Raw genomic sequence first — 524 nt, 5'->3', positions numbered from 1 at the left:
GCGCTGGTGCGCGAAAACGCCGCGCGGATCGCGACCGGCTGAGATGCGTCCGCTCTACGCAGCGGGGGGCATGGTCGCGGTCGGGTTGGCGGTGGTCGGCGCGTTTCTGCCGATCATGCCGACGGTGCCATTCCTGCTGGTGGCAGTGTTCTGCTTCGCGCGCAGCAATCCGGAGTGGGAAGCACGGATCCTCACCCACCCGCACTGGGGCCCGCAGGTGCGCGACTGGCGCGAACGGCGCGCGATCAGCCGCCGGGCCAAGGTCATGGCGATCGGCGCGATGAGCGCAGGCGTATTGTTCACCTGGTTCACGCTCGGCGTGCCCTGGGTCTGGCTGTCGGTGGCAATCCTGGTGACCTGCGGCAGCTGGATCGCGACCCGCAACGAATAGCCCTGAGGCTGATCGGTCTATTCAAGCACTCCCGACACATCCGACAAGTCACGCTCGGCGGTCAACAACCTGACCAACACCGTGACCAACCTGGCCGATGCCCGCTCGCGGATCGAGGATACCGACTATTGGC

1 protein-coding gene is annotated in these 524 nt (G+C 66.6%); it reads left to right on the top strand.

Translation table 11 applies throughout. The annotated features are described in order from the left end of the window. On the top strand, positions 1-391 hold a 391-nt coding region (locus tag AC01FP_RS19005), incomplete at its 5' end, for a YbaN family protein (RefSeq protein ID WP_474482530.1). Positions 392-524: the final 133 nt, after the last annotated feature.

The sequence above is a fragment of the Cyanobium sp. NIVA-CYA 375 genome, from assembly GCF_056108345.1.
Note: the sequence above shows the minus strand (reverse complement) of the source record. Positions and strands in the feature narration are given on the sequence as shown.